The organism is Actinomadura darangshiensis, from assembly GCF_004349235.1.
Lineage (GTDB): Bacteria > Actinomycetota > Actinomycetes > Streptosporangiales > Streptosporangiaceae > Spirillospora > Spirillospora darangshiensis.
Map to the genome: position 1 here is coordinate 1 of NZ_SMKY01000455.1, position 5008 is coordinate 5008.

The window sequence follows — 5008 nt, forward strand, 5'->3', positions numbered from 1 at the left end:
GGACCGTACACGGGAGTCCCTCTGGTTCGCGATCTTCTGTTGATCAAGCGCCGGACCGTCTGGAGTGTAAGGCGTGCCGTCCCCCGCCGCCACCGATCGGTCAGTAGGACTTGGGGAGGCCGAGGGAGTGCTGCGCGACGAAGTTGAGGATCATCTCGCGGCTGACCGGGGCGATGCGCATGAGCCGGACGACCCCGGCGAGCATGCCGACGCCGTACTCGGTGGTGAGGCCGTTGCCGCCGTGGGTCTGGATGGCCTGGTCGACGCAGTGGATCGCGGCCTCGGCGGTGGCGTACTTGGCCATGTTGGCGGCCTCGCCCGCGCCCGTGTCGTCGCCGTCGTCGTACAGCCAGGCGGCCTTCTGCCCCATCAGCCGCGCCAGCTCCAGCTCGATCTTGGCGGCGGCGAGCGGGTGCGCGAGGCCCTGGTGGGCGCCGATGGGCGTCTTGAACACCTGCCGGTCCCTGGCGTAGGCGGTCGCCTTGCCGAGGGCGAGCCGGCCGATCCCGGCGCCCATCGCGGCCGCCATGATCCGCTCGGGGTTGAGGCCGGCGAACAGCTGCAGCAGGCCGCCGTCCTCGTCGCCGACGAGCGCGTCGTAGGGCAGCCGGACGTCGTCGAGGTGGCAGATGAACTGCTTCTCCGGCGACACGATCTCCATGTCGATGGGCGTGAAGGTGAACCCCGGCGCGTCGGTCGGGACGATGAAGAGGGACGGCCGCAGGTTGCCCTTCTGGTCCTGCGTCCGGGAGACGAACAGGACGGCGTCCGACTCGTCCACGCCCGAGATGAACGTCTTCTGGCCGCTCAGCACCCAGCCGTCGCCGTCCCTGCGGGCGGTGGTGGTGATGCGGTGCGAGTTGGAGCCCGCGTCGGGCTCGGTGATCGCGAACGCCATCTTGACCGACCCGTCGGCGAACCGCGGCAGCCAGTGCTCGCGCTGGTCGCCGGTGCCGGACCGGGCGATGATCGTCGCGCAGATCGCCGGGGACACCACCATCAGCAGCAGCGGGCAGCCCGCGGCGGCCAGCTCCTCGCACACGGCGGCGAGGTCGCCGATGCCGCCGCCTCCGCCGCCGTACTCCTCCGGCACGTTGACGCCGAGGTAGCCGAGCCGTCCGGCCTCGGCCCACAGCTCGTCGGTCTTCTGCCCGGCCTTGGCCTTCTCCACGTAGTAGGAGGCCCCGTACTTCGCGCCCAGCTCGGCGACGGCCGCGCGGAGCGCCTGCCGCTCCTCCGTCTCGACGAAGCTCATTCCCGGTTCCCTTCGATGACGGCGAGGACGGCCCCGGACTCGACCTGCCGTCCCGCGGCGACGTTCAGTTCGGCGACCGTCCCGGCGGACGGCGCGGCGATGCGGTGCTCCATCTTCATCGCCTCCAGGACGACGAGGGTCTGCCCTTCGGCGACGTCCGCGCCCTGCTCCGTCTCGACCCGGACGACGGTGCCCGGCATGGGCGCGAGGAGCGAGCCGGGGGCGATCTGGCTGCTGGGGTCGGTGAACCGGGGGACGGCGGTGAGCGCGACCGGGCCGAGGCGGGAGTCGACGTGCACGGCGTCCCCGGCCGTGGTGACCGCGAAGGTCTCGCGGAGGCCGTCATGGTCGAGGACGACCCGGTCCGGGGTGGCCGTCACCAGCGACGTCCCGGGGCACAGTTCGGAGGTCATGCCGTCCCTGTCGATCCGGTAGTCGACGTCGACGGGGCCGTGGGGGCCTTCGAACGTCCTGCGCTGGGGCTGGGACCGGACGTTGCGCCAGCCGGTCGGGAGGCCGCCGAGCACGGTGGCGTCCGACCGGCCGGCGGCGGCCTGGGCGAGCGCGGCCGCCAGTGCGGATCTCTGGACGGCGGCTTCGCCGGCGAGTGGCGCGGCGAGGACGCCGAGGCCGACGCGGTCGAGGTAGCCGGTGTCGGTGTCGCCGGCCAGGAAGGCCGGGTCCTCCAGGACGCGGACGAGCAGGTCGCGGTTGGTGGTGAGGCCGTGGATGCGGGCGCCGCGGAGCCCGGCCGCCAGCCTGCGGGCCGCGGCCGCGCGGGTCGGCCCCCACGCGATCAGCTTGGCGAGCATCGGGTCGTAGTGGACGCCGACTTCGCCGCCGCTCTCCACACCGCTGTCGAGCCGCAGCCCGTGCGTCGCGGGGACCGCGAACTCGGCATCGACGTCCGGGACCGCGAAGGTGTGCAGGGTTCCGCTGGCGGGCCGCCAGTCGTGCGCCGGGTCCTCCGCGTACAAGCGGACCTCGATGGCGTGGCCGCGCGGCTCCGGCACGTCCTGCGGCAGCCGGGCGCCTTCGGCGACCTCGATCTGGAGGCGGACGAGGTCCACCCCGTAGACGCACTCGGTGACCGGGTGCTCGACCTGGAGCCTGGTGTTGACCTCCAGGAAGTAGAAGCGGCCGTCGCGCGCCAGCATGAACTCGACGGTGCCGGCGCCGGCGTAGCCGATCGCGCGGGCCGCGTTCGCCGCCGCATCGCAGAGCCGTCCGCGCAGCTCCGGCCCGACGGCCGGCGACGGCGCCTCCTCGACGATCTTCTGGTGGCGGCGCTGGATCGAGCATTCGCGCTCGCCCAGCGTCCAGACCGTGCCGTGCGTGTCAGCGAGGATCTGCACCTCGATGTGCCGGGCGCCCTCCAGCAGCGGCTCGCAGAACACGGTCGGGTCGCCGAACGCCGACTCGGCCTCACGGCGGGCGGCGGCGACGGCGTCGTCCAGCCCGTCCCGCGCCCGGACGACGCGCATGCCGCGTCCGCCCCCACCCGCGGATGCCTTGACCAGCAGCGGGAAGTCCGCGTCCGCCACCCCGGCGGGGTCGAGCTCGGGCAGCACGGGGACGTCCGCGGCGGCCATCAGCTTCTTGGCCTCGATCTTGAGGCCCATCGCGGCGATCGCCTCGGGCGGCGGGCCGACCCAGGTCAGGCCGGCGTCGACGACGGCCCGCGCGAAGTCCGCGTTCTCCGACAGGAACCCGTAGCCGGGGTGGACGGCGTCGGCGCCGGCGCTCTTCGCCACCGCGAGGAGCCGTTCGGCCGACAGGTACGTCTCCGCCGGGGAGGCCCCGGGCAGCCGTCCGGCGACGTCCGCCTCCCGGACGTGCGGCGCGTCCGCGTCGGGGTCGGAGTGGACGGCGACCGTCCCGACGCCGAGGCCCCGGCAGGCCCGCAGGACGCGGCGGGCGATCTCGCCGCGGTTGGCGACCAGCAGTCTCTTGATCATTTATCGCTCACATCCGGAAGACGCCGAAGCCGTCGGCTCCGCGCACGGGCGCGTTGTGGACCACGGACAGGCACAGGCCGAGGACGGTCCGGGTGTCGCGCGGGTCGATCACGCCGTCGTCGTAGAGCCGTCCGGACAGGAAGAACGGCAGCGACTCGGCCTCGATCTGGCTCTCGACCATCTCCCGCATCGCGCGGTCCTGGTCGTCGTCGTAGACCTGCCCGCGCGCTTGCGCCGCCTGCCGCGCCACGATCGACAGGACGCCCGCGAGCTGCTGCGGCCCCATCACCGCCGACTTGGCGCTCGGCCACGTGAACAGGAACCGGGGATCGTAGGCGCGGCCGCACATGCCGTAGTTGCCCGCCCCGTACGAGGCGCCCATCACGATCGAGATGTGCGGGACTTTGCTGTTCGCCACCGCGTTGATCATCAGGGCGCCGTGCTTGATGATCCCGGCCTGCTCGTACTCCCTGCCGACCATGTAGCCGGTCGTGTTGTGCAGGAACAGCAGCGGGGTGTCGCTCTGGTTCGCGAGCTGGATGAACTGCGCCGCCTTCTGGGCCTCGTCCCCGAACAGGACGCCCTGCGCGTTCGCGAGCACCCCGATCGGGTAGCCGTGGACGCGCGTCCAGCCGGTGACCAGGCTCGTGCCGTACAGGGGCTTGAACTCGTCGAACCGCGACCCGTCCGCGACGCGGGCGATGACCTCGCGCGGATCGAACGGCACCTTCAGGTCCTCGGGGACGATCCCGGCCAGCTCCTCCGCGTCGTACAGCGGCGCCTCGGCCCCCGCCGGGGCCGGGCCGGCCTTGCGGTGGTTGAGGTTCCTGACGATCTGCCGGCCCAGGCGGAGCGCGTCCGCCTCGTCCGCCGCCATGTAGTCGGCGAGGCCGGACGCCCGCGCGTGCATCTCGGCGCCGCCCAGCTCCTCGTCGTCGGCCTCCTCCCCCGTCGCCATCTTCACCAGCGGCGGGCCGCCGAGGAACACCTTCGCGCGCTCCTTGACCATGACCACGTGGTCGCACATGCCCGGGATGTACGCGCCGCCGGCCGTGGAGTTGCCGAACACCAGCGCGATCGTCGGGATCCCGGCCGCCGACAGCCGGGTGAGGTCCCGGAACATCCGGCCGCCCGGGATGAAGATCTCCTTCTGCGTCGGCAGGTCCGCGCCGCCCGACTCGACGAGGTTGATGACGGGCAGCCGGTTCTCCAGCGCGATGTCGGACGCCCGGAAGCTCTTCTTCACCGTCCACGGGTTGCTGGAGCCGCCCCGCACCGTCGGGTCGTTCGCCACGATCATGCATTCGACGCCCTCCACGACGCCGATGCCGGTCACGACGCTGGCGCCGACCGGGAAGTCGCTGCCCCACGCGGCGAGCGGGCTCAGCTCCAGGAACGGCGAGTCGGGGTCGAGCAGCAGTTCGATGCGCTCCCTGGCCAGCATCTTGCCGCGCGTGCGGTGCCGGGCGACGTACTTCTCCCCGCCGCCCTCCAGCGCCTTGGCGTGCTCGGCGTCCAGCGCCGCCAGCTTCTCCAGCATCGCCGCGCGGCGCTCCCGGTACTCCGGGCTCCGCGGGTCGAGCGTGCTCTTCAGGGTCACAGGACGGCCTCCGGGACGTCGGCGAGGCGGGACCGCAGCCACTCCCCGAGGGCCTTGCCCTGCGGGTCGAACCGGGTCGAGGCGGATACGCCCTCCTGCAGGAGCCCTTCGACGACGAAGTTCACCGCACGGAGGTTGGGCAGCACATGCCGGTGGACGGGGAGCCCCCGGGTCTCGGGCAGCAGTTCCCGGAAC

Annotated in this window: 4 protein-coding genes; all 4 read right to left on the bottom strand. The window is 72.8% G+C overall.

The annotated features are described in order from the left end of the window. Positions 1–100 precede the first annotated feature (100 nt). Positions 101–1255 (bottom strand): acyl-CoA dehydrogenase family protein, encoded by a 1155-nt coding sequence (locus E1293_RS44385; protein ID WP_132205764.1) that lies wholly within the window; start codon positions 1253–1255, stop codon positions 101–103. Next, entirely contained in the window at positions 1252–3213 is a 1962-nt protein-coding gene (locus E1293_RS44390) for an acetyl/propionyl/methylcrotonyl-CoA carboxylase subunit alpha (RefSeq protein WP_132205766.1), read from the bottom strand. Before E1293_RS44390 ends, E1293_RS44385 begins: the two co-directional genes overlap by 4 nt. A 7-nt stretch (positions 3214–3220) precedes the next feature. Next, a complete protein-coding gene (locus tag E1293_RS44395; RefSeq protein ID WP_132205768.1) occupies positions 3221–4813 on the bottom strand; it encodes an acyl-CoA carboxylase subunit beta in 1593 nt (530 codons plus the stop codon). Then, a partial coding sequence (locus E1293_RS44400) for an AtuA-related protein (RefSeq protein WP_424923729.1) occupies positions 4810–5008 on the bottom strand: 199 nt, incomplete at its 5' end. The genes E1293_RS44395 and E1293_RS44400, both read right to left, overlap by 4 nt.

Excerpts from the sequence above, each read along its gene's own strand:
- E1293_RS44390 (WP_132205766.1), bottom strand. The coding sequence starts at position 3,213 with ATGATCAAGAGACTGCTGGTCGCCAACCGCGGCGAGATCGCCCGCCGC.
- E1293_RS44385 (WP_132205764.1), bottom strand. The coding sequence starts at position 1,255 with ATGAGCTTCGTCGAGACGGAGGAGCGGCAGGCGCTCCGCGCGGCCGTC.